Origin of the sequence: Oceanirhabdus seepicola, assembly GCF_023684385.1 — a bacterium.
In the GTDB taxonomy this organism is placed as follows: Bacteria; Bacillota; Clostridia; order Clostridiales; family Clostridiaceae; genus Oceanirhabdus; species Oceanirhabdus seepicola.
In genome coordinates this window covers 543,378-567,678 of record NZ_JAGSOJ010000002.1, presented here as the reverse complement: position 1 = coordinate 567,678, position 24,301 = coordinate 543,378, and the positions used below count along the sequence as shown (strand labels likewise).

The 24,301-nt window shown below is 31.2% G+C and carries 21 protein-coding genes, 7 tRNA genes and 1 riboswitch; of the genes, 5 read left to right on the top strand and 23 right to left on the bottom strand.

All coding sequences use genetic code 11. From position 1 onward, the window contains the following. Positions 1-53 precede the first annotated feature (53 nt). The 20 genes from KDK92_RS10240 to KDK92_RS10145 form a co-directional block, all read right to left on the bottom strand. On the bottom strand, positions 54-947 hold the full coding sequence (locus tag KDK92_RS10240) for an OmpA/MotB family protein (protein ID WP_250859156.1): 894 nt from the start codon (positions 945-947) through the stop codon (positions 54-56). A gap of 12 nt (positions 948-959) precedes the next feature. Then, the gene (locus KDK92_RS10235) at positions 960-1,904 is read right to left on the bottom strand and encodes a hypothetical protein (RefSeq protein ID WP_250859155.1); all 945 of its coding nucleotides are present in this window, start codon (positions 1,902-1,904) and stop codon (positions 960-962) included. Between the two features lie 198 nt (positions 1,905-2,102). After that, the gene (locus KDK92_RS10230) at positions 2,103-3,062 is read right to left on the bottom strand and encodes an L-threonine 3-dehydrogenase (RefSeq protein ID WP_250859154.1); all 960 of its coding nucleotides are present in this window, start codon (positions 3,060-3,062) and stop codon (positions 2,103-2,105) included. 99 nt (positions 3,063-3,161) lie between these two features. Further along, the gene (locus KDK92_RS10225) at positions 3,162-4,352 is read right to left on the bottom strand and encodes a glycine C-acetyltransferase (RefSeq protein ID WP_338115253.1); all 1,191 of its coding nucleotides are present in this window, start codon (positions 4,350-4,352) and stop codon (positions 3,162-3,164) included. A gap of 298 nt (positions 4,353-4,650) precedes the next feature. Beyond that, a complete protein-coding gene (locus KDK92_RS10220; protein ID WP_250859153.1) occupies positions 4,651-5,352 on the bottom strand; it encodes a lysophospholipid acyltransferase family protein in 702 nt (233 codons plus the stop codon). Between the two features lie 97 nt (positions 5,353-5,449). After that, a tRNA-Gly gene (locus tag KDK92_RS10215) sits at positions 5,450-5,523 on the bottom strand. Between the two features lie 3 nt (positions 5,524-5,526). Then, a tRNA-Arg gene (locus KDK92_RS10210) sits at positions 5,527-5,603 on the bottom strand. Between the two features lie 16 nt (positions 5,604-5,619). Beyond that, positions 5,620-5,692: transfer RNA gene (locus KDK92_RS10205), tRNA-Gly, on the bottom strand. A gap of 3 nt (positions 5,693-5,695) precedes the next feature. Continuing rightward, positions 5,696-5,772, bottom strand: a tRNA-Arg gene (locus KDK92_RS10200). Positions 5,773-5,789: 17 nt separating this feature from the next. Continuing rightward, a tRNA-Gly gene (locus KDK92_RS10195) sits at positions 5,790-5,863 on the bottom strand. Between the two features lie 5 nt (positions 5,864-5,868). Then, positions 5,869-5,945, bottom strand: a tRNA-Pro gene (locus KDK92_RS10190). A gap of 174 nt (positions 5,946-6,119) precedes the next feature. After that, positions 6,120-6,548, bottom strand: coding sequence for a dUTP diphosphatase (dut, locus tag KDK92_RS10185; RefSeq protein ID WP_250859910.1), 429 nt, complete (start codon positions 6,546-6,548; stop codon positions 6,120-6,122). Between the two features lies 1 nt (position 6,549). Continuing rightward, positions 6,550-7,737, bottom strand: coding sequence for a YecA family protein (locus tag KDK92_RS10180; protein WP_250859152.1), 1,188 nt, complete (start codon positions 7,735-7,737; stop codon positions 6,550-6,552). Between the two features lie 87 nt (positions 7,738-7,824). Then, the gene (locus KDK92_RS10175; protein WP_250859151.1) at positions 7,825-8,013 is read right to left on the bottom strand and encodes a hypothetical protein; all 189 of its coding nucleotides are present in this window, start codon (positions 8,011-8,013) and stop codon (positions 7,825-7,827) included. Positions 8,014-8,416: 403 nt separating this feature from the next. Further along, positions 8,417-10,837 carry a hypothetical protein gene (locus KDK92_RS10170; RefSeq protein WP_250859150.1) on the bottom strand — a complete coding sequence of 807 codons (2,421 nt, stop codon included), beginning with the start codon at positions 10,835-10,837 and terminating at the stop codon, positions 8,417-8,419. Between the two features lie 184 nt (positions 10,838-11,021). After that, positions 11,022-11,378: a DUF1667 domain-containing protein gene (locus KDK92_RS10165; RefSeq protein ID WP_250859149.1), complete on the bottom strand. Its 357-nt coding sequence runs from the start codon at positions 11,376-11,378 to the stop codon at positions 11,022-11,024. Positions 11,379-11,393: 15 nt separating this feature from the next. Next, positions 11,394-12,674, bottom strand: a complete 1,281-nt coding sequence (locus tag KDK92_RS10160) for an NAD(P)/FAD-dependent oxidoreductase (RefSeq protein ID WP_250859148.1) — start codon at positions 12,672-12,674, stop codon at positions 11,394-11,396. Between the two features lie 387 nt (positions 12,675-13,061). Next, positions 13,062-14,507, bottom strand: coding sequence for an IS200/IS605 family accessory protein TnpB-related protein (locus tag KDK92_RS10155; protein WP_250859147.1), 1,446 nt, complete (start codon positions 14,505-14,507; stop codon positions 13,062-13,064). Next, a complete protein-coding gene (locus tag KDK92_RS10150) occupies positions 14,507-14,632 on the bottom strand; it encodes a MerR family transcriptional regulator (RefSeq protein ID WP_250859146.1) in 126 nt (41 codons plus the stop codon). Before KDK92_RS10150 ends, KDK92_RS10155 begins: the two co-directional genes overlap by 1 nt. A 235-nt stretch (positions 14,633-14,867) precedes the next feature. Next, positions 14,868-14,941: transfer RNA gene (locus KDK92_RS10145), tRNA-Trp, on the bottom strand. A gap of 247 nt (positions 14,942-15,188) precedes the next feature. Here KDK92_RS10145 and KDK92_RS10140 point away from each other — a divergent pair. The 5 genes from KDK92_RS10140 (at position 15,189) to KDK92_RS10120 (ending at position 19,782) form a co-directional block, all read left to right on the top strand. Beyond that, positions 15,189-16,421 (top strand): HD-GYP domain-containing protein, encoded by a 1,233-nt coding sequence (locus KDK92_RS10140; protein WP_250859145.1) that lies wholly within the window; start codon positions 15,189-15,191, stop codon positions 16,419-16,421. A 68-nt stretch (positions 16,422-16,489) separates the two neighbouring features. Next, positions 16,490-16,951, top strand: coding sequence for a tRNA (adenosine(37)-N6)-threonylcarbamoyltransferase complex ATPase subunit type 1 TsaE (tsaE, locus tag KDK92_RS10135; RefSeq protein WP_250859144.1), 462 nt, complete (start codon positions 16,490-16,492; stop codon positions 16,949-16,951). Then, a complete protein-coding gene (tsaB, locus tag KDK92_RS10130) occupies positions 16,948-17,673 on the top strand; it encodes a tRNA (adenosine(37)-N6)-threonylcarbamoyltransferase complex dimerization subunit type 1 TsaB (protein WP_250859143.1) in 726 nt (241 codons plus the stop codon). Before tsaE ends, tsaB begins: the two co-directional genes overlap by 4 nt. A 106-nt stretch (positions 17,674-17,779) precedes the next feature. Beyond that, entirely contained in the window at positions 17,780-18,232 is a 453-nt protein-coding gene (gene rimI, locus KDK92_RS10125; protein ID WP_250859142.1) for a ribosomal protein S18-alanine N-acetyltransferase, read from the top strand. A 236-nt stretch (positions 18,233-18,468) separates the two neighbouring features. Further along, entirely contained in the window at positions 18,469-19,782 is a 1,314-nt protein-coding gene (locus tag KDK92_RS10120) for an aminotransferase class V-fold PLP-dependent enzyme (protein ID WP_250859141.1), read from the top strand. Between the two features lie 143 nt (positions 19,783-19,925). On the opposite strand, the gene KDK92_RS10115 is transcribed toward KDK92_RS10120, so the two are convergent. From KDK92_RS10115 to prfB, 3 genes are all read right to left on the bottom strand, one after another. Further along, complete coding sequence (locus KDK92_RS10115; protein ID WP_250859140.1) at positions 19,926-20,540, bottom strand: ECF transporter S component; 615 nt, start codon at positions 20,538-20,540, stop codon at positions 19,926-19,928. Between the two features lie 87 nt (positions 20,541-20,627). Then, positions 20,628-20,746: riboswitch (FMN riboswitch) on the bottom strand. A gap of 239 nt (positions 20,747-20,985) precedes the next feature. Further along, the gene (locus KDK92_RS10110) at positions 20,986-23,163 is read right to left on the bottom strand and encodes a Tex family protein (protein WP_250859139.1); all 2,178 of its coding nucleotides are present in this window, start codon (positions 23,161-23,163) and stop codon (positions 20,986-20,988) included. A 15-nt stretch (positions 23,164-23,178) separates the two neighbouring features. Then, positions 23,179-24,286, bottom strand: a protein-coding gene (gene prfB, locus KDK92_RS10105; protein ID WP_420852331.1) for a peptide chain release factor 2 whose coding sequence is annotated in 2 segments (ribosomal slippage) — positions 23,179-24,207 and positions 24,209-24,286 — 1,107 coding nt in all. Because the reading frame shifts where the segments join, the coding sequence is not laid out codon by codon here. Positions 24,287-24,301: the final 15 nt, after the last annotated feature.

Genomic DNA, 24,301 nt, shown 5'->3' with positions numbered 1-24,301 from the left:
TTGTACATTATCCATTATCCATAAAAAAAAAGCACGCCAATGCGTGCTTTTCATTACTCTTGTTCTAAATATTCATTGATTAGATTTTTAATAGCTGGGTCTTTTACAATAACGGATATCTCGATACGTCTATTAGCTTCCCAAGCTTCTGCATTATCTCCTTCAACTCTTGGTCTGTATGATGAGTATCCACTAGCTGCAAAATATTCACCATATTCTTTTCCAAGAACAGGATTTACACTCATTAAGTAGTCAACAACAGAAGTCGCTCTATTAGATGAAAGCATACTATTAGATATTGTTCCTGCTCTAGCATCCGCATGACCTTGAATCTCTATAGCATCGATATATTTTCTTGTTTCTTTATCCTGCAATATCTTCTGAAAAGATATTGCAAGTCTATTAAGAATTTCCTTACTCTGTTCTTTTATCTGATATGATCCAGAATCAAAGAGGATAGATTCATTTAAAATCAAGTTACCATTTTCTGCTACTGTAACAAAATTCTCTCCACTAGATTCTCCCAATTCTTTTTCAATAGCTTCCTTAACTTGATTCAATACATTTACTCTTATAAGAGCCACACTCTGAAGCTTTGCTCTTAAATTTCCAAGTTCAAGATTACTTTCAGCAATAATTTTTCTTTGCTCCTCACTCTGAATTATTGACAATTGAAGTGCCTTTTGTCCTTGTTCCACTTCAGCTTTAGTCGTTTCTAATTCTTGTTTCATCAACAATAGCTTCTCTTCTTCTTTATTCAAGGCTGCTGTAGTCAACTCAAGTTCTTGCTTTTTAACTTCCAAGTTACTTCCTGTTACTATTTGCTGAATAAATGCTAAGAATACAAGCAAGAACAAAATAAGGGCAATGGTTGAAATCATGTCTGTGAAAGATGGCCAAAAATTTTCTACTGACTCTCCTTCGTTATAACGCTTCCTTCTTTTCATATAATCACCTTCTTATCTAGAGATATCTTTCTCTTTTATATTCTCAGTAATATTCTCTTTTATATTGTCTGTGAAATCGCTAAGGGTCACATTCATTCTTGATATATTATCTTTTAAATGGTGATTAAACTCTGAAAATTCCCTACTATTAGCAACAAACTTGTCTATAGTTTTATCAAATTTATCCACACTTGTGTTGATATTTGCACCATTCGTTTCCATGACCTTAACCACTTCCAAAAGACCCGAAACAGATCTCTCAATAACTCTTTTATATCCTGATTCAACCTGTTCTGTAACTCTATCAAATAATATCTCAAATCTCTCTTCAACTTCATCAATATTATCTACTTCTTCTTTTATAAACTCTTTTGCTATAACATTATCTAAATACTCTTCAGTCATAACCATTAACTCTTCTCTAATATGTACTGGATTAATGACTACTTTGATAAGTGTTATTATTATTGAACCTATAATACCTACTAATGAAGTTGTAAAAGCAACACTCATTCCTCCAATTGAACTTAATAATCCATCAATTACACCACTTACACTTTCAATGCTTTGTTGATTTACAGTTAAAGTTGATACTAACTTACTTACAGCAATAGTTAATCCTGCAAAAGTTCCTAATAGACCAAAAATAATCATCAATGAACTTGAATGCTTCACAAACCTTTCAGCTGTATTTAACATCTTTAATCTTCCATTGAACTCCTTCTCAATAATTGCTTGAGTATTGATTTCACCTACATTGTTTTCTCCAGCTCTTCTATATTTTTTAACAATATTCTTTAAAACCTCTGACTCAAATGTCCCTGTTGGTTCACCCTCTTTAAAATCCCTTTTAAGATTATTTATAGTTTTCATTATATAGAAACTAAAACCAAGTGCTACCAACATAATAATTAATATAAGACCACTAATTGATATAGTAATACTGTTACTAAACATTTTATCTTTCTCCCTTCATCCTATAATGCGATTATCTTGATATAATAATATCAAAAAATTTGCAGAAAATAGTAACATTTTAATTACAAATGGTTACTATTTAATTACAAAGTACAACATTAAACTATATTTTCCGTAGATTAATTCATTGAAAACAAAAACCATTAAAAAAACCCAGCAATGCTGGGTTTTTGTTATTTACTCTTGATCTATTCCTTTTTCCTTTAGCTTTTGAAGCATATCAGCAGTCATCTTAGCTAAATCAAATTCAGCTTTGAATCCCCACTCTTCTTTAGCAGCAGTTGGATCAATTGAATCTGGCCAAGTATCAGCAATTCCCTGTCTCATTGGATCTACATCATAGTCCATTTCGAACTCTGGGATGTGTTTCTTAATCTCTGCAGCGATTTCACTTGGTTCAAAACTCATAGCAGTTATATTGAAAGCATTTCTATGCTTAAGTTTACTTGCATCTGCTTCCATTAAATCTATTATTGCTTGAACTGCATCTGACATATACATCATGTCCATGCATGTACCTTCAGCAATATAAGAAGTATACTTCTTGTTTTTTAATGCTTCATAGAATATATCTACCGCATAATCAGTTGTTCCGCCTCCTGGAGGTGCAACGTATGAAATAAGTCCTGGGAATCTAACACCTCTAGTGTCTACACCGAACTTATGAAAATAGTAATCACATAGAAGCTCTCCAGATACCTTGTTCACACCATACATAGTTGTTGGTCTTTGAATTGTATCTTGTGGAGTGTTCTTCTTAGGAGTGCTTGGTCCAAACGCTCCAATTGAACTTGGTGTGAAGAATTTACAGTTGAACTCTTTAGCTGTTTCTAGTGCGTTTACAAGTCCACCCATATTAATATTCCATGCAAGCATTGGCTTTGCTTCAGCAGTTGCAGATAATAATGCTGCTAAATGAATTAAAGTATCAACCTCATATTCTTTAGCTATTTCTTTCATTCTAGCTCCATCTGTAACGTCTAAAAGCTCAAATGGTCCTGATTCTACTACATTATTTCCTTCTGGTTTTCTTAAATCTGTAGCAATTACATTATCATTACCATAGATTTCTCTCATCTTCATAACTAGCTCTGTTCCTATTTGACCAAGAGCACCTGTTACTAATATTTTCTTCATGTTCTTCTCCTCCGCGAATAAGTCATATTCAAATAAATAACTAGTCATAGGACTGTAGTGTGTATCTTTGACTTCTTATTTATTCTCATAAGCCTAAAATTAGATTATGCCTAACTCTTTTCCAACTTTTTCGTATATAGCAATTGCTTTATCAAGCATCTCTTTTGTATGAGCTGCTGATGGCATATTTCTTACTCTTCCTGTTCCTTTAGGTACAGTTGGGAATACAATCGACTTAGCGTAAACTCCCTCATCGTTTAATCTTCTAGAGAAGTCTTGTGTTAATTTCTCATCACCAATTATACATGGAGTTATTGGAGTTTCACTAGCACCAATATCAAATCCTAACTCTTTTAATCCCTTTTTTAAGTAATTTCCATTTTCCCATAACTTATCATGAAGCTCAGTGCTCTCAGTAAGTATGTTTACAGCTTCAATACAAGCTGCTGCTGTTCCTGGAGTAATTGCTGTTGAGAATAAGAAAGGTCTACCTCTAACCATTAACCAGTCAATTAAGTTTCTTTTACCAGCAACATATCCACCTATAACACCTATTGCTTTTGATAAAGTTCCTATTTGGAAATCAACTTTATCAGATAAACCGAAGTGCTTAACTGTTCCTGCACCTTTACCAAGTACTCCTGAACCGTGAGCATCATCCACATATGTGATAAGGTCAAATTCTTCTGCAATTTCAACAATTTCTGGTAACTTACAAACATCACCATCCATTGAGAATACTCCATCTGTAATAACCATAATGTTGTTATACTCACCAGATTCTCTAGCTTCTTTTGCTTTCTTTCTTAAGTCTTCCATATCAGAGTGATTAAATCTGATAGCTTTTGCCTTTGATAATCTGCATCCATCAATAATTGATGCGTGATTTAATTCATCAGATAATATAGCATCACCTTTGCCCATTACAGCTTGAATTGCTGCCATGTTACAGTTGAACCCAGATTGGAAAGCTATTGCTGCTTCAGTATGCTTGAACTCAGCTAATTTTTCCTCTAGTTTAATATGGATATCTAGAGTTCCGTTAATTGTTCTAACAGCTCCTGAACCTACACCATATTTTTCTGTTGCTTTAATGCAAGCTTCTTTCATTCTTGAATTTGTAGCTAACCCTAAATAGTTGTTTGCTGAAAGGTTAATAAGTTCTTTACCATCAATTGAAATTATCGGACCATTAGCCCCCTCAACTGGATTTATTACATTATATAACCCTTTATCTCTTAAATCTTTTAACCCTTCATTTAAAAACATATCTAATCTTTTACTTGTCACAACAGTTACCTCCTAGACATATATAGATTACGTTGGTTTAAATCTTCACTCATATTATACACTATTAGTGTAGTTTTTTGTAATAAAATAATAAAATGAATTATTATTTTATTATTCTTGCACAGCCCTTTATTACTGTACTATATAACACACAAAAACAAATGATGAATTGATAATGAAGAAGGATTGATGAAACGAGTAAAACCCTCTTTTTTCTTAACCAATAGAATTTAGGTTCTGACATCAGTCAGAACCATCCTACATTCTCCATTTTCCATTCTCAATTCCTCTTTATCTTTTACTTATATATCCCTTTATATTCTTTTGGTAATAATTTCGCTATCTCGTACATAATGAAATCTGTTGCTCTCTCTTCGTATTCTTTTTTATCTTCTCCTTTTTTTCTCTCTGGCACTTTAAACTGTTCCCCAATATTTACGCTTACATCTGAATGATAAAATTTCTCTGCATTCATTTTTCCTTCTTCATTTATCGGCATTAGCTTCTCAGTACCACTCATTCCAATTGGAACAATAGATGCTTTTCCCATTCTACATAAAATAGTTATTCCACTCTTTCCTTTTATAAGACTTCCAACTCTACTTCTTGTTCCCTCAGGAAACATCATAATATTATCGCCACTTCTAAGTATCTGTATAATTTTTTTCATTGCATCCTTATCTGCTGAATTAGGCTTTATAGAAACTGTTTTAACAATCTTCATCCCAATATTTGTCATAAAATCTTTGGATAGCTTTATCCCTGCTATGAAGGTTGGATCATGATCTTTTAGTAATTTATTTAGAATGAGCCCATCAGCATTACTCAAATGATTGCAAACAAAAATAACAGGTCCTTGAATACTTTTAAGATTTTCTTCACCACTAACAATTATATTGGCATATTTTTTTATATATCTATCAACTATTTTTTTAGCAATAGGTACTAGTATACTATCCGGTATATATTTTACGAATCTTGCCATTCTAGTGAAAATCATATCTTCATCCTCCTAATTAAATTCTATAAATACATCTATTCATTATACTATAATTTTATATATAAAAAAAAGTTACTAAATTAAATCTAGTAACTTTTGGAGCGGGTGATGGGAATCGAACCCACGCTACCAGCTTGGAAGGCTGGAGTTCTACCATTGAACTACACCCGCAGGTGGTACGCCTTAAGAGATTCGAACTCCCGACCTACGGCTTAGAAGGCCGTTGCTCTATCCAGCTGAGCTAAAGACGCACATTATTTTTTTAAATGGAGCGGGTGATGGGAATCGAACCCACGCTACCAGCTTGGAAGGCTGGAGTTCTACCATGAACTACACCCGCAGGTGGTACGCCTTAAGAGATTCGAACTCCCGACCTACGGCTTAGAAGGCCGTTGCTCTATCCAGCTGAGCTAAAGACGCACGTTATTTTTTTAAAATGGAGCGGGTGATGGGAATCGAACCCACGCTACCAGCTTGGAAGGCTGGAGTTCTACCATTGAACTACACCCGCATAAGTGGTCGGGGTGACAGGGCTCGAACCTGCGGCCTCATGCTCCCAAAGCACGCGCGCTCCCAATCTGCGCCACACCCCGATACATCATCGCTTAAATTTTAAAATGTTTTTTTAAGACAATGACTATTTTATCACACAATTCTCTTTTAGCAAAGAGTTTTTTTTCCATTTTAATTAAATATCTCTTATTTTTTTTATTTTGTTCTATTTTACTCGTTTTTTCTACGTTTGATACACCTGGCATAGTTTCTTATCAATTACCACTAGAACCAAAGCCACCAATTCCTCTTTCGCTACTACTTAGTGTCGAAACCTCAATCACTTCAATATCCAAAATTGGCTTAACTACCATTTGAGCAATTTTCATCCCTTTAGTAACCTTAAACTCTTTTTTACCATGGTTTATCAAAATTATCTTTATTTCGCCTCTATACCCCTCATCAATAGTCCCTGGGGTATTTAATACTGTTAAACTATGCTTCAACGCCAATCCGCTTCTTGGTCTAATCTGAGCCTCTGTGTTTCTTGGCAACTGAATAGCTATTCCAGTGGAAACTAAGACGCTTTCTCCAGGTAATATTATTTTCTCTTCTATAGAAAACATATCAAGCCCAGCATCGCCTTTATTGGCAAAGCTAGGCAAAATTGCCTCACTTGATAATCGCTTAATATTTAATTTCATATTATCTAATTCCACAGCATTTTTTATATTTTTTACCGCTACCACATGGGCATTTTTCATTTCTTCCAATTTTTTGATTTTTAACAACTGTTTTAGTTTTAGTTTTCGTTTCACCTGCTTCTAAAGGCGTATATCCTCTTAAAGCCCACACTCTAGTAGCCCCTTGCATTTTTATAACTATATCTTCTACTTCTTTTCTTTCTTTATTAGCCTCAAAATTAAAGCATGAATTTAGAACTTCCATTGTTTGTTCTATTGTTGATCCATCTTTCAATCCATTTATTACTGCAGCAACAAGCATTTTACCTTCTACATCACTTAAACCATAGTTTTTAACTATATAGTTATATAATGCTGTATGTTCATTGTACCACTCAGAAAAGTTCGGCTGTCCCGCTTCAATTAATTGTTCTCTAGTAAATGCTTTATATCCACAATTATTAGCGTTTTGCGAATATAACATTTTAACTGGATTACTTAATTTACTATTTGCAACAAATTCATATTCTCCAACTTCATCCAACTCTGAAAGAAATTTAATCTCATGATGAATTTTTTCATTTTCTTTTATAATTGATTTCAAATTATCAACTGATATATCCATATCTAATATTTTAGTTAAGTATTCTCTAAGAGCCGTAACTTCTACTATTCCAACGTAGTATAAAACTCCTCTAGTAGCTCTTAAGATAATATCTTGTTCTTCAATTTCACTAACAAAATTCTTATCTTCGATTATATTTCTTATATCCTCAATTATATCATTTGGAATCATTGTAATTGCTTCATCATTTTCTTTACCTAAAAATATTATTCCACTGTTCTTCAAATAAAAAATTGCTTCAGTATTTAGATTTAATAATTCTTTACTTTTAACATATCCTTCATTATCAACCATATGTTTAAGAACATCAATAACACTCTTATCTGTTTTTAACAATCTATCTCTTAATTTTTTTGTAAGCGCTTCTTTAATAACATCGGCATAGTCCTTCTTTTTTAATTTAGAACATTTACCAATCTCCCATTCTTCAGCAATGCTATTCATATCATCTCTAGTTGTCAAATCACATAATTCATTAAATTTAAGATTCTTTTCAACTTTAATATTAATTTTTTTTGAAAGCAATTTCTGCTTTTCTTCCAATAATCCAACCATTTCTTGTGCTTCGCGTCCAATATTATCCATCTTTAACCATCCTTTTACTTCTTAATATTCTTTATCTCTATAATAACACTATACTATTATACCATAATTACTCAGTTTCTTAAAAATTTATTCTTGTTCTATTACTTTTTTCACGTCTCTCTTTTCTATGTAAATACTCTTAGAGAACCCTTTTCTGAAGTATCTTATTTGATAATATTCTATTCCATCTCTTTCATATTCCAATATATCAATTCTATCCCCTAATATCTCTGTAGGTTCTTTAGTATTCTTTAAATAAATTTGTACTTTCTTCATTTCAACCCCCCCAAACTTAAACAAATATTAATACTAATTACGATTTTAATTAACCACTACCATACTAAATATTTACTTTAGGCATATGAAAATAAATAACAAGTCAAAGATGAAGTATACACTATAAACCTATGACTAGTTACTTATTTGAATATACCTTAATTTATTATAACCTAAATTTCTTAATTGTATATATATACAAGAGAACAAAGAAGAAAGATTAAAAACAAATCAAGAAATTTTTCTTCCTAATGTCAGAAAAAAATATATTATAGATAAAAAAAGCACGGTATCCCGTGCTCCAGAAAACTCTTTCATTGTTTACCTTTTATCTATAATCTTTTCGTTAATTAAAAGTTTTCAGCTTTGCTCAAAAGTATCATTATTTGTTCTTTATTTCCTATTAATCTATAGCTTTATAGTATGGAATTGGGTACGGGTTATTATTATTCTTTTTATTTTGAAGAGCATTATAAAGAGCTGAACATAATTCTTCATAACATATCTCAGTGTTTGGTTTTAGATATCCATTCTCTGTTTCTAGAATACTAAACCCTAATGAAAGTGCCACATACCCCTTCATTTCCTCTTGAATATCGCCCTCATCTTTTGCATTTACTTTAAAGATGTTATTGATCTTAGCTATATCTTCATATCCTGTAAACTTAATCATAGCTTTAGCTAAATCTACTCTATCAACTTTCTGATTTAATATTTTTTCAGTTATTTCACCATCAATTATTCCATAGAATTTTGCCATTTCTATATAATCTTTATCTGTAAGGTCATAACCATTTTGAGGTGTTTCATTACTATCTTCAGATTTATCCATAGCTACTGAGTCCTCTTTAGCCATATTATATCCTCTGTTATCTTCTACAACATAAGGTCTATATCCATATGCATCAACAATTAATTTAATAACTTCTTTATTAGTAACTTCTTTATCTAGTTTAAAATCTCTAATATCAAGAAGTCCACTGTACGCTAATATTTCCAATTCCTTTTTAACTTTACTATTCTCTATTTCCTTGAAGAATGCTTCTGTATCTTCAATTATCTCTTCCCCATTGTAATTTAATATATCTCCATCAAAAGCATCAAAATCTTTGAAAGCATATATATCTTCATTTCCTTTTATTTCATATACCAAATTGATTTTATTATCTTTCTTTATAAATTTTAATTGTGGGTCATATTTATCTCTAAATATTTTATCTATTTCTTTTTCTGAAAGCTTCTTCTTTGGAGAAACAAACTCTCCATCTTTATACCAATCTTTATTCAAACTTGTTAATGCTCCGTCTTCAGCATCAATAGTAACTCTTATACTGTTCTCATTAAAAGGAATTCCATTCTCCACTCTATTAAATGTATAGTTATATCTTCTTTCCTGTCTAGGATTGCCTTTTTCATCTGTATAAACTTGTTTCTCAACATGGTAATCTAAGTTTTTAATCTTATCACCATAATATTCTCCAACTATCTCTACAGCTCTCTTATACCCTTCTTCCCATGTCACTTTAGCTTCAAACTCTTCCTCATCATTATAATAATATCCCATTCCATTTTCATTTCTTATATGACTATATTGATTCATAGATTTAATCTGCCCTGTAACAGCATCAATCCAAATGCTTACATTTGTTATTTTCTTATACTCTTCTTTCTTCTCATCTTTTTCATTAATAACATCATCTTTTATTTTCCCATCATACTTTTCTTCTTTTGTATAATTTAAAGACCAGCCCTTTTCTTTTTCTCTATCATTAGAATCAAAATATGCGTTTTTTAATGTGAAATCTTTTCCAATATTATCTTCAATAAATTTAACAGCTATTTTCTCAACTTCATTTTGAGTTAAATCCTCATCTAATTCTTTAAGCTCTTTATACTTATTCAATATTTCTTTCATCTCTTTTTCAGTTAAGTCAATCTCTTTTTTTTCATTATTTTTATTATCATATTGGAAGAAAGCTTTTCCACTAACTGCATCAATGTATACTCCATTATTCAACAGAATATCATATACCAATTTAATGTTTTTTAAATTCTCTTCATCTTGGAATCTATATTTATTTCTATACTTATTGTATACTAAATTAAACTCAATGCCATCAACAAATAAGTTTTCAGCTTTTGATACTGATATAGCCTTGTCTACTTTTGGGAATTGAGCATTATCATCCCAATTTATATTAAACTTTTTTACTTCACCAGAATGTCCATCAATTGAGAATGATATATTGTTTTGTTCATAAGCAACCTCTTGATTTACCCTAACAAAGTTAAAGGTATATTCACCATAGTTACCGTTAAAAGTCATATTATCATTTAAAATCATCGTTTCTGCTGCTTTATCTGGGCATATTTCCTTCATTTTCTTTAAAGCAATTTCCTTTGCTTCACTATAAGAAATACTAGGTATTTCTGAATTCTGTGCTCCATAATTATATTTTGACATACTTATCAGCTCACCATGAATAGCATCAATTGCAGTATTAATATTGATATTTTCTTTTTCTCTTTGAAGTGACCAATTCACATTCCACAAAGGTTTCTCCGTTCCAGTATAATTATTTAAATAAGCACTAGCTGTATATTCCTCAGTAATCTCTATACCAAAAAATTCTTTTAAATATTTCTTTGATAATTCTTTTACTTTATCTTCTGCTATAGTCTCCACCTTTTTTGTTGAAACCTTAGTTATCTTTAGTTGTTCTGATTTTACAGTAGCATTATTATCCATTGCAAATGCATTGATAGTTATTCCTGCTAACATAGTAGTAGAAATTATAATAGAAATAATCTTCTTTTTATTCATAAAACCCCTCCTATTCCCACTTTATCTCTGTATGGAATTATTTTCTCTGTAATATATACGTACTTAAAAATAATAAAGTTATTATCTTTTAAATCTTTTTTATATTTGAACAGTTTTTTATAAAACTATTGACCTATATGTGAATATTATTTTTGATACACATATAGGTCAATCTTATTAATAATTATGATTCTTTATCAATTTTTCTTTCTGATATTAATTTAATTCCTGTACCAAGTATATTTTCCACAATAACTTCCCCAAATTCTATTGGAGCCTCTAACTCTAAGGAATACACTAAATCATATACGTTTTCCCAAAGTTCCTTTGATATTTTACCACTTGTTTTTACATGAACTTTATCAAAATATCCGTACTTTATGGGGATTTTAAATGTAAGTACTCTTTTTCCCTTTACAAATTCTTCTTTTCCATATGTAGCACCTTTTTTACACAGATTTCCTTCTACACTTATGTTTCCCTCATACTCATTAACCTTGAGTTCACATCCCATAGTACATCTTTTACAATAAATTATCATTTAGAAATCCCCCTACTATTCATTAACTTCATTTACTGATATATATATTTTATCCCCACTCTTATAATCAAAAAGAGATGCTTCTGAAAGATATAGCCATTTAGTCTCACTAGGTGTAAATTCTTTCATAGACTCCTTATATATCAATTTATCAGCTAAATGAATCTTTATAGTGACATTTTCTTTCTTTCTTCTAACCTTTATTTTTAATGCATAGTTTTTCTTAGCATCAATATTCACATCATTAAGTATTATTTCTTGCGGTATTGAATATTTAATATTCTCATCATGGGTTACCTCTATAACAAATGTCTCTTTAGAAGTTTCTGATGATAAATATCTAACTACTGATTTCACACAATCCTTAACTTCTTCTCTTATACTGTCAATATAATCATGTATGTGTAGAGCATTCCCACAAACAAATATACCTTTTTTTGATGTTTGAAAATTGCTATTTATAATAGGTGATTTTGTTTCATCATTTACCCTTATAGCAGCTTTTTGGGCCAAATCATGTATAGGTTCCAATCCAACTGATAAAATTAATGTATCACACTTTATAAATTTTTCAGTTCCTTCAATATATCTATTTCGATCATCCACTTGTGCTATATAAACTCCTTGAAGTCTCTCAATACCATGTAAACTGATTATAGTATGTTTAAACTTTATTGGAATATTAAAATCGCTTAAACATCTATTATATACCTTTGCAGTTCCTCCTACATGGTCTCTAAACTCAAATATTCCACATATATTACATCCTTCAATTTTTAACTGCCTCGCCACAACCATACCAATATCTCTTGAACCTAAAACAACTACATTTTTACCTGGTAACACTCCCTGTTCATTTATGAATCGCTGTGCTGATCCAGCTGTAAAAACACCTGCAATCTTACTTCCTAAAATATTCATAGATCCTCTAGGTCTTTCCATGGCACCTGTTGTAAGTATTATAGCTTTCCCTTTTATTTTTTTTATTCCTCTTTCAGAATTAACTGTAGATACTATATTATCATCTGAAATATCATATACTGATGTATTTATCCAATAATCAATATTCAATTCCTCTATTTTCTTTACCATCTTATGGACAAATTCTGTTCCTGTAAGTTCCTTATCAAATTCTCCTGTTCCAAATCCTGAATGAATGCATTGATTTAACATTCCACCCAACTCTTTATCTCTCTCTATAAGAAGTATATTATCTAATCCCCTCTTTTTAGCTTGAGCCACTGCAAACATCCCTGCAGGTCCGCCACCAATTACTATCAAATCGTATGTTTCCATATACAACCCCTGATTTCTAAAACCATAACAAATAGTAACATGTACTATCCATATGATTTTTCACCTTATCCGACAATAAGGCGGTAGTGTCACAGGATTCAACTACTTAAGTTAGTACCGTTATACTAAAATTCCACATATAGAGATTCCATAGTGAATTTTTATTTATACTTGAATCAAAATCAGCACACTTCTAGATATTTTGTACATGTATAAATAAATTATTGAACTTGAATCTCTATAGCCTTCATACTTCAATAATAAGCAATGTTACTATCTCCATATAAAGTACAACAGAATTGCGAGTGTTACTCAGCCCCTAATAATATTTATCCACCAAAGCCTTTCCTACTAGGTGTACTTTGGCAGTTTTCATTTATATTAAAGTTAATTATAACTTGCTATCCCTAATAGTTTCTTCCTATTTACTATCCATAAATCAGGCTTGTCACCTGCCTTTCTTTTTATATTTTTATTTATTTCTGACCATTTTGCCCATTCATTTTTCTTGTTAAATTTATCTAAATCTTTTACTAATACATCTTTCAATATTTTAGAAACTTTTTCTTTAAAACCATAACTACGCCTTGCTATAACCATTCCTGCACCATTATGAACTACCATTCCGTACTGATGGCAATACTTATACAACCCTATTTTGCTTGTAAATTGTGGTTTAACTTTAACTATTTCAACCCCTTCTTTTATACAAGCTGATTCAAGCATTTTTAGTAATTTACTGTATACAAATTGATGCTTAATTCTTGAAAATTTACTATGCACATCTTTATCATTTTTAAATTTTAAATCTTCTATGGCAATTCCACATCCATAAGTTTTAGCAATTAAGGTTACTTGTTTAGTAAGCTCTCCACAAAGGTTTTCACGTCTATTACTTCTTACGTACTGCAATTCTCCTTGTTTTAGGTATGTGTGCCATTTATAATTACCTTTATTATCAATCATAGATAGAGCAAAACCATCTGGATTAGTATCTATGCCAATCATCCCATTATGTCCTGTATATACGACCTCAGATTTAGGTGATTCAAAAGTGATGTGTGCGTAACATTTTCCATTTTTCTTTATTAATTCAACTTGATAAGCTTCTCCACTTTGTAGATGATTTAAAAACATTTTTCTATAATTATTACCATTAACTTTACCTGTTTTTTTAGATAGTTTTTGTGGTAAATATATAGGTACTTGAATTTTTATTGCTCTATTTGATTTTGTCTTCATTAATGTTGATATTTCTAAAAAACTCATTCCATTATAGACAACCACTCTTAAGTTAGGATTTCCTTTTTTTGTCTTATCTCCTCTTGAATAGAATTTATTATTCCTACAATCTTTCCATTCTTGGTTGCTTATCAACCCTTTACATCTTTTAATAAACATTTCTTTACTACCAAATGTCACTGGTGGAATAGTATTGTTATCCTCAAAGGATTGAAAATATTCCAATCTTCTTTTTCTTTTATCTAGTTTGCTTAATAAAGCACTTCTTTTGTTTTTAGATAACTTCTCATTCTTTAATTTTTCTTCAATAATTTTTATTTTAGATTTATAATTATTAATATTATCTTTCAATAACTCTTTCTGAGAAGCTATTATTTGTCTTGCATTTTCAACAGCATCCTTGGATTGACGAATATTTAAATTGTATTTATTGGCTACTATTTTTTCTAATTCACCTTTTTTAATTGTTTCTTCTAGTAATCTATTAAATGAATATCTAATAGCAGTGCAAAATATTAACATCATATTATCAATTATTGATTTTTGATCATCATTCAGATTAATCAATATTGCTTTCATTGTTATTTTCATTAATCTCTTACACCTTCTGTTTTATATTTTGCTTTAAGTTTTCCCTCACTGTCCCATATTTCAAGTGTCTTTTGGGTAACACCTGTGAATTTACTTACTTCTGATATACTTATCATTATATCCATATTCATTATCACCTCAAAATAAGTATATCCGTTCTTGAAATTATTATTAGAACTATTCGTCATTAAATGTTATGATTTGTTATTATTTTTTACAGCTGATGTTACCTCATTTTGAAAGTCATTAACTCAATATATCTTTATTTTACCATAAAGATACTCATATACATCTCCTAATTTTTTCAAAATAAAAAAATAAAAAAAAAGAAAGAACTTGATTAAATCAAGTTCTTTCTTATGGCAGGGGTAGAGGGAATCGAACCCCCGATAATGGTTTTGGAGACCATGGTTATGCCGCTTAACTATACCCCTAAGGACAAGAATTAGTATATCATGAAATTTTCATACATGCAATACCTTTTTTATTTTACGTAAAATTCAAAATATTATAACTTTATAACATTCATTATAAATCAAGTACCCATAATCTATCTTTTGTTGTTTCTCTACACGATTTCTTTCTTAATTCCTTAATTAGGAGCTATATATTTTGTTGGATAATATATTACTATATGATAATATAAACTATGTATTAATTTAAATTTTTCAGAGGTGTTTTATGAATTATAATTTTGAAGAAGTTCTTAACAGTATGTCTCTAGCTCTGGATTTAGCAGAGATGAGTACTTTTGATGATAATCAAATTTTCGATAGTGAAACTAATATACATTATACTACAGAGAGTTTTCTAGATCACTCAAAGAAGACAACCTATATAGCATTAGAATTATGCAAAGAATTAGATTTGAATAAATATTTAGTAGAAGATATTTATTTAGCTTCCTTAATACATGATATTGGTGCCATTGAAGCATTAGAGAAAAGCCACGCCACCCATGAATTTATTTTAGGACATTGTATTACAGGAGCTAATCTTTTACAAAATAAGATTTTTGATAATATTTCTGAGATTATTAGGAGTCACCATGAGAACTGGGATGGTTCAGGCCCCTTGAATCTTAAAGGAAATTCTATTCCAATAGGTAGTCAAATAATACGCTTAGCAGATATATTAGCCATTAAATTTGCTACTAATTCTAAAAAACTACTTAACCGTGATGATATTATTTCTTGGGTTAAATCTAAAAATAACGTAGTTTTTTCTAGTACAATTACACAAGCATTTATGAATATTGCTTCAACTGATTCTTTTTGGTTAAACTTATCTAATATTGCTAAAATACCTAGTTTGATAAAAACCATCTCTCCAAGAATTGTAAGAACACTTACACTAGATGAGATAGAAATAATCGCTTATATTTTCTCTCAAATAGTAGATAAGAAAAGTCCTTTTACAGCCAAGCATTCTAGGGAGATTGCAGATCTTTCCTATATAGTTTCAAAATACATAGGTTTTAATGAAAATAAGTGCCAAAAAATGAAGCTAGCAGGTTTATTTCACGATATCGGCAAACTTGCGATTCCATCTAAAATTCTAAATAAAAATGGTTCTCTATCAAATTCTGAGTTTAATACAGTAAAGTCTCATGCGTACTATACAAACTTAATTTTATCACCTATAAAGGGATTTGATGATGTTAGAGTTTGGGCTAGTAACCATCATGAAAAGTTGAACGGTACTGGATACCCAAACAAACTAACCGATAAAGATCTTTCATTAGAATCACGAATATTAGCTGTATGCGATATTTATCAAGCTTTAACAGAAGATAGACCATATCGTAACGGTTTATCTCAAGAAAAAACATTTGATATTTTAAAAGAAATGGCAAGCGATAATTTAATTTGTATAAAAGCGGTTAAACTATTACATGAAGCTTTAAATAGATAAAATAGTTGTATATAATGATTCCTTTGCTTTTAAGACCTTTTAGGTTAAAATATATTGGAGGTGAAAAGATGAAGTTATTAGTTAATTCTGTAGAACAAACTTTTGATATTGGTAAACAAATAGGTGAAAAGGTTTCACCTGGAGATATTATATGCCTTGAAGGAGATTTAGGTACCGGAAAAACTCATTTAACAAAAGGTATAGCCTCTGGTCTAAGCATAGATGAACATATTACAAGTCCAACTTTCAATATAGTAAATGAATATAATGAAGGTAGATTAAAATTATACCATTTCGATGTTTACAGAGTATATGATCCAGATGAAATTGCCGCTATAGGCTTTGATGAATATATATTTAGTAATGGTGTGAGTGTTATTGAGTGGGCAAATTATATAGATGAATTAATTCCACCTTCCGCTCTTTACATAAAGATCTCAAAAGATCTTTCAAAAGGTGAAAATTTTAGAGAGATAAAATTTCAATACTCTGATACAAGATATGATTATATAAAGGAGATTACCCTATGAAGATTTTAAGTATAGATACATCTACTCAATGCGCTTCTTGTGCTTTAATAGATGATACTCGTTTACTGGGCGAAATTATTTTTAATTATAAAAAGCAACATTCAGTTATCATGATGGATATAATCCATAATCTTCTTTCTAACTGTGGTTCAACATTACAGGACGTTGATGGTTTTGTTGTTTCTAAAGGGCCCGGGTCTTTTACCGGTCTTAGAATTGGAATGTCCACTATAAAAGGATTAAGTCATGGTACTAAAAAACCATTCGTTAGTGTTTCAACTTTAGATTCACTTGCCTTTAACCTTTCTCACAGCAATGGAATAATCTGTTCAATAATTGATGCTCTTAGAGATAATGTTTATTATGGTATTTACAGATTCGATTCTCATGGCAAAATGATTAAGATTGAAGATGTATCAAGATCAGCTCTTGATAATCTTCTACAAAAGCTTAATTCTCATGAAGAGCAAGTAACATTCATTGGTGATTGCACTGAGAAATTTAAGGACAGAATCCTCAATTCAAGCCCAAACTTTGTTATTGCTTCATACAATAACAATATAGTTAGAGCATCATCTTTAGCATTCATCGGCCGTGAGTTTTTAGAAAAAGGAGATTATGATAATTTATATGATAGTGCACCTATTTATCTTATAAAGTCTCAAGCTGAAAGAGAATACGAAGAAAAGATATCACTACAAAGAAAAGAGAACAAAGAATAAAGAACAAATATTGAGGATATTCTTCATACTTCAGAATATCTTACATTTAGTCTTTTTAAGTCATCTATACATAAAATAACCGCAAAAAAATTGGAAGTGAAAACTTATGAATGAAATCGTTGTTTCAGAAATGAAACTTGAACATATTGATGAAGTATACAATATTTTTATTAATAGTCTTAAAGTAAAGTGGTCTATCGAAGATTTTAAGAAAGAATTAGAAAATAAACTTGCAAGATATTTTGTAGCTCTACAAAATGATAAAGTAGTTGGATTTGGTGGAATGTGGGTTATTATTGATGAAGCACATATAACCAATGTAGCCGTACATCCAAATCACAGACGTAGTGGTATAGGTGATAAATTATTAAGGTGCATGTATAAATTTTGTGCTGATAATAATATTATTGGCATTACTTTAGAAGTTAGAGAAAATAACCTAGTTGCTCAAAACTTCTATAAAAATTTAGGCTTCGCAGTTGAGGGTAGAAGAAAAAAATACTATCAAGACACTGGTGAAGATGCAATAATTATGTGGAATAGAAACATCAACCCTTAAAAACAAATGTATAATTGATAATGGAGAACAATAGGTTTTTACTTATTTTATCTTTGGATAAAATATTGTATTTAAATTACAATATTTTGCTAGAAGAAGACAAATAAAAAACTATTGTTTTTTTGTATTTAAAAACCTATTAATATTCCTGTGCTACTAAATTTCTTCATAAATCTTTATATAATATATTATTCCCCTATTAAGTAACATATACATATTAAAAATTATATAATATTATGACTCCTATTTTAAAAGAGGTGATTAATATTACAAATCTAAATTTAAAGAAGTATATTATAGGAGCTAATACCCCAATTGAAACTACAACAGGATTTACCCCAAGGGTTTACTTTAACAATTCAGCTACCACCTTAATACTAAAGCCTGCAATGGAGAAGTTTTGTAGCCTTCTTCCTATTTACACTTATATAGATGTACCTTCATCTAACTCTGAAATTATTACTAAAATGTACGAAGAAACTAGAGATGTCATTCTTGAATTAGTTGGTGGTGACCCAAATAAGGATATTGCTATATTTACAAAAAACTCAACTGAAGCTATTAATGTTTTAGCTCAAGTATTCTTTCAAGATGCTCCTGACCAAGTTGTACTTTCAACAACTATGGAACACCTTGCAAATTACCTTCCTTATAAAACAAGGATGCAAACCGAACTCATTAAGATTGGTGAAAATGGAAATATTGATTTAGATGACTATGTATCAAAGCTTGAAAAATATCAGGGTAGAGTTAAGCTAGTTACAGTAACCGGTGCCTCAAATGTTACCGGAGTAATTCCTCCATACTATACGATGGCAAGACTAGCTCACAAATATGGTGCAAAAATTTTTGTAGATGTTGTTCAAGTGATTCAACATTTCCCCTTCACAATGAAACCGCATGATTGTGAAGCTCACATTGATTTTGTAGCATTCAGTGCCCATAAAGCCTATTCTGGTTTAGATGGTGGTGCTCTAGTCGGGCCTTTCAATTTCCTAAAGAAATATCTACCACTTGATTTTGGTTCAGGAATCACAAAGTTTATTGATAGCTCTCAAATAATATACTCCGACCCTCCAAAAAAATATGAAGCCGGTTATCCTGATGTGCTAGGTATAATAACTATGCGTGCAGCACTTCAATTTTTAATGAAGGTAGGACTAGCTAATATAGATAAGTATGAGAGAAGACTTTATAAATATTTGTTATGCAAGATGAAAGAGGTCCCTAGTATAAAAATATACGATGATAATTCTCCTTTCGTGGGTATTCCATATATATCTTTTAATTTAAAAGGCATTAGTTTTAAAACTGTTGCTAGTAAGCTTGGATTAGACTATGGAATAGAAATAGGTAAGGGTACGGTGGGAGCAGATTTGTATGTACAATTTTTGTTAGGTCTATCTAACGAAGAGGCTTTTGAGGCATATAATAGTGGTAAAGGTTATGGCGTTGTTCGCATAAGCTTAGGTATGTATAATACCTTTGAAGAAATAGATTACTTCATATGCGCATTAAAAAAAATAGCCTGCGGATATCCGCCTAAGTAATTAAGTTGTAACACATGATTTAAGAGAGTGTGGCAACAGCTATAACTCCAATCTCATATATTTTCTAAGAAATAAAAAGACTTCTGCCCTATGGCAGAAGTCTTCTTCACTTTCGATTTGCAATTCTAAACACTCAACTTCTTTTATATTTGTACAGCTTTGCTAGCTTCTCTTCTCAAAAATACCGCTATTGGCTTATATACTAAAACAGTAACAACCGATGCAACTATTCCTTTAAGAATATTGAAAGGCACTATTGCAAGAAGTATATATCCCCAGAAATTTTTAATTGCTGGATTAACTGCTCTTCCAACTTCAACAAATGCATTCATATCCCATCCCATTACCTTCGAATATAGTGGTAATAAAATATAATAATTTGTTAATGCTCCTACAATAGCCATAAATATAGTTCCAATTACCAAACCTATAATTGCACCTTTCATTGTTCTCTTTCTTTTATAGATAACCGATGCAACTCCTACTAAAGATGCTCCTACAATAAAGTTAGCAAACTCTCCAACCCATAAAGTTTGACCTGCCATAAGTCCATGTATTATATTTTTTATTAGTACAACTAATATTCCCGCTACTGGACCAAATGCAAATCCACCTATAAGCGCAGGTACATCACTTATATCTATCTTAAGAAACTCTGGAAAAAACATTGTTAGCGGAAAATCAATAAACTGCAATATAACCGCCATAGCTGCTAAAATTGAAACCTTCATCAAAATGCTTAAACTCATTTTTCTCATAGAAAAACCTCCCTTATAAAATTACCCTTCAAGGGAGAAAAAAAGCCCTGACAAATAAATGTCAGGGCGCTAGCTTCTATTTCTTCTCACTCTCTTCTTTCATCCAGACTATAACTGTCGGCTTCGGAATTTAACCGAATCAACCAAAATATTGGTTCGCGGGCTTTACCGCCGGTGGGGAATCACACCCCGCCCTGAAGAGTATTTAATTAATTTCATTATACATCAAGATTTTTCAACTTGCAACATAAAATGAATACAAGCAAACCATGCTTTAAAGAAATGAATAATGGAGAATGATGGATGTTTCTGCTTTCGCAGAAACTACATTTTATTGTTCTTTAGGACAAGAGGTTTTTACTCGTTTTATCTCAGATAAAACATTGTTTTAGAAATACAATGTTTCATTTAAATTAAAACGAGTAAAGTTGTATTATCCATTAATTTACGCGTCTTTCATCGTAAGTCCAATTCTTTTCCTTTTATGATCAATTTCAGTTATTTTAACTGTAACAACATCTCCAACCTTTACAATATCTGATGGGTGTTTAACGAATCTATTTGCTAACTGACTAATATGCACAAGACCATCAACGTGCACACCAATATCTATGAAAGCTCCGAAATCAGCAACATTTCTTACTGTTCCTTGAAGAGTCATACCTTCTTTAAGATGCTCCATCTCTACTATTCCTGTTTTAAATATAGGTTTAGGCAGTTCTTCTCTTGGATCTCTTCCTGGCTTCTTCAATTCATTAATTATATCCTTTAAAGTCAATTCTCCTAATCCACATTCCTCAGCTAATTTATTCATTCCATAATTTTCAACTTGTTCTTCAATATTACCTAACTTTCCGTTCTTAAGATCTTCAACACTATATTGTAGCTTATCAAACATCACCTTAGCACCTTTGTACGATTCTGGATGTACAGCTGTGTTATCAAGAGGATCTTTACTTTCTCTAACTCTTAAGAATCCAGCACATTGTTCAAATGCTTTATCTCCTAATCTTTTAACCTTTTTCAGTTCCTTTCTTGATGTAAACTTACCATTTTCTTCTCTGTATTTAACTATGTTATTTGCAATAGTTGAATTAACTCCTGATATATATGAAAGGAGAGAAGGTGTAGCTATATTCAAGTCAACTCCAACACTATTAACACTGTCTTCAACAACCCCTGTTAAAGATTCTTCTAATTTTTTTTGAGTCACATCGTGTTGATATTGTCCTACCCCTAAAGATTTAGGATCTATTTTAACTAGTTCAGCCATAGGGTCCATTAATCTTCTAGCAATAGAGATTGCTCCTCTTATAGATACATCAATATCAGGATATTCTTTTGTTGCTAATTTTGAAGCTGAATAAACTGATGCTCCCGCCTCAGAAACAATAACATAATATAAATCTCTTAGTCCATTTTCACTTATCATCTGTGATATAAGCTCCTCAGATTCTCTACAAGCAGTTCCATTTCCTAAAGATATAATATCTACATTATGGTCTTTACACAACTTACAAAGCTTACTCTTAGCTTTCTCTTTATCATTATTAGGCATCGTTGCATATAGAGTATCAATTGCAACAACCTTCCCAGTTTCATCTAGTATCGCTATCTTACATCCTGTTCTAAACCCAGGGTCATATCCCAATACTCTTTTTCCCTTTATTGGCGGTTGCATAAGTAATGGCTTTAGATTCTTTTTAAACACATCTATAGCTGAATCCTCAGCTTTTTCAGTAAGCTCAGCTCGTATTTCACGTTCCACAGAAGGGTATATTAATCTTTTTAAAGAATCCTTAATAGAATTATCAATATAGAAATCTGTTTGAGTATTCCCTTTTAATAACTTGTTTTGCAGGTAAGAAATTATTTTCTCAGTTTCCGAAACAATCTTAACTGAAAGAACTTTTTCTTTTTCTCCTCTATTTATTGCTAAAACTCTATGAGATGGTATACTCTTAACCTTCTCCGAATATGAGTAATACATCTCATATATACCTTTCTCATCTTCCCCTTTAGTAGCTTTAGAAGTTTCTATTAAGCCATCTCTTCTCAGAAGATCCCTTATCCATTTTCTATAAACAGCTTCATCTGAAATCATCTCACTAATTATATCCTCTGCACCCTTTAGTGCTGCTTCTGAAGAATCCACTTGTAGCTTTGGATTACTCTGCTCATCAATATTTATGAAACCCTCTGCGAAGGTTTTTATATCCCCACTGAATTCACCACTTAAAATAGCTTCTGCCAGTGGCTTTAAGCCTTTCTCCATAGCAGCAATAGCTCTTGTTCTCTTTTTTTGTTTAAATGGTCTATATACATCCTCTACCTCTGTTAATGTTTTACACATCATTACACTTTTCTTTATTTCTTCTGTCAACTTATCTTGTTCATCGATACTTTTAATTACTGCCTCTTTTCGATCTTCTAGGTTCTTAAGATACTGTAGACGTTCATAAAAATCTCTTAATACCTCATCACTCATACCACCAGTTCGTTCTTTTCTATAACGTGCTATAAACGGTACTGTATTCCCCTCGTCTAGCATTTCAATTATGTTAGTAATAATTTTGGTATCTACTCCAAATTCACTCTTAAGAATATTTATAATCTTTTCCATTATAACTTACTCCTCCTATTTCTTCTGCCCTCTCAATAATCCAATAATAAAACCGTCTAAATCTCCGTCCATAACTCCATTAATATTAGCGGTTTCAACTCCAGTTCTATGATCCTTAACAAGATTATATGGATGAAATACATATGATCTAATCTGACTTCCCCATCCAATATCCTTTAATTCTCCTGATAGATCTTCAATTTTTTCTTTATGAGCTCTTTCTTTTAATTCAACAAGCTTTGCTTTAAGCATCCTCATAGCCATATCTTTATTAGTATGTTGACTTCTTTCATTTTGACATTGAACTACTATTCCAGTTGGAATATGTGTTATTCTAATCGCCGAATCAGTTTTATTGACATGCTGTCCCCCAGCACCACCAGCTCTATATGTATCTATCCTTAAATCATCATTGTTAATCTCAATATCTTGTTCTTTTGTAAGCTCTGGTAGAACCTCACACGAAGCAAAAGAAGTTTGTCTTTTCCCATTAGAATTATAAGGAGATATTCTAACCAATCTATGCACACCTTTTTCTGCCTTTAAGTATCCATATGCATATGCTCCTGTAACTTTAATTGTTACCGCTTTTATACCTGCCTCTGTGTCTGGTACATAATCTAACACTTCAATTTTATAATCATGGGCTTCACACCATCTACTATACATTCTGTAAAGCATTTCAGTCCAATCTTGAGCGTCATTTCCTCCTGCCCCAGTATGCAAGGATAAAATGGCATTATTCTTGTCATATTCACCACTAAGTAATATTTCAACTTTAAATGACTCAACAATTGCATCTAGTCTTTTAAACTCACTTTTAATTTCACTCAATGAGGATTCGTCATTTTCCTCAATACTCATTTCTATAAGCATAATTAGTTCTTCATGAGCTAATTGTAATCCATTAAATTTATCTATCCTATCTTTTACCCCTTTAGCTTCCATAGTAATTTCACTAGCGGCTTGAGAATCATTCCAGAAATCCGGTTCCTGCATTGCCCCTTCTAGTTCTTTAACCCTTAATTCAAGTTTAGCAACGTCAAAGTGAAACCCTCACTTCGTCTATAGATTTACTCATGGCAATTGTTTCATTTAGTATTTCTTCAAGTTTAATCACCATATTCTTCCCTCCTTG